The 1,066-nt window shown below is 49.5% G+C and carries 2 protein-coding genes; both read right to left on the bottom strand.

The features are described from left to right. On the bottom strand, positions 1-897 hold an 897-nt coding region (locus DUE52_RS32000; RefSeq protein WP_445476057.1), incomplete at its 3' end, for an ISAon1 family transposase. Position 898: 1 nt separating this feature from the next. Continuing rightward, positions 899-1,063, bottom strand: coding sequence for an ISAon1 family transposase N-terminal region protein (locus DUE52_RS33200; RefSeq protein ID WP_445476055.1), 165 nt, complete (start codon positions 1,061-1,063; stop codon positions 899-901). Positions 1,064-1,066 lie beyond the last annotated feature (3 nt).

Raw genomic sequence — 1,066 nt, 5'->3', positions numbered from 1 at the left:
CCGGAAGGCTTTGATCTTGGCATTGAAGGATTCAGCCGACGCGTTGGTGCTGCGATTGTCAAAGTAGTTCAAGATCGTATCATAATGGTTCTGAATCGAACGGGCTACCGTGTTGAAAGCCTTGAATCCGGCTTGCCGAACCTTTTCATGCCACCTGGCCAACCGCGCTAAGCCGTAGAGCTTATCCGTGGTAGTTTCAAAGATGTGACTAAGGGACTGACTCAATTCATAAGCGGTCTTCAAATCAGGATAGCGACCGAACAGCAACGTGGCCCTTTCCCGTTGACTGTCGGTCCAATCACCCGGTTTTTTATAGAGCACATACCGGCTGCGAGCTAACAATTGTTTGAGCGTATCGCCATTGGAAAGGACTTCGGATTCATACACGCCTTGCGTTATCTTAGCCGCTTCAAGTGCGTCGTTTTCCGCGTCCAGAGCGTCCCAGCGGTATTTAACGCGCATATCCTGAACGGCTTCTAACGCTAATTTCTGGACATGGAATCGGTCGGTGACCTGAGTGGCTCGCGGAAAGCAGCGTTTGGCAATCAGGCCCATATTACCCGCCATGTCCAGGGTAATTTCGGTGACCTTTTTGCGAAGCTTTTCGGGGATTTTCCGCAGCGTAGCGATCACCGTTTCCGCTTTTGTACCGGCGATAATGGCCACAATGCTGCCTTTTCCGCCTTTGGCAGCTTTATTGGTCAGAATCGTATACAACTCGCCTTGCGAAAGCGATGTCTCATCGATCGATAGGTGTGAACCCAAATTTTGAGGATATAATAGCCATTTTTTCGCATGAACTTTCTGATCCCAATCCTTAAAACCGCTCTGAAAACCTCGGTAATGCCGAAGTAAATCATTTCCGTTGACCCCATAGAACCGCCCGACAGTCTGGATATCAGTCGGGTTGGTATCGACTGATATCTTTTAAAAAAGCGGCAAACTCACTGGTCATCCGCGTTCCTTTTCCTACTTGAGTCCAGTCTCGGTACACTACTTTTCCGGTTTGGGTGTTGAGCCACCGACGACGCTTGATGTGAAGGAAAACCTGATGGCCACGGATGGG

The sequence above is a fragment of the Larkinella punicea genome, from assembly GCF_003334855.1.
Lineage (GTDB): Bacteria > Bacteroidota > Bacteroidia > Cytophagales > Spirosomataceae > Larkinella > Larkinella punicea.
This window is presented reverse-complemented; position numbering and strand designations above follow the sequence as displayed.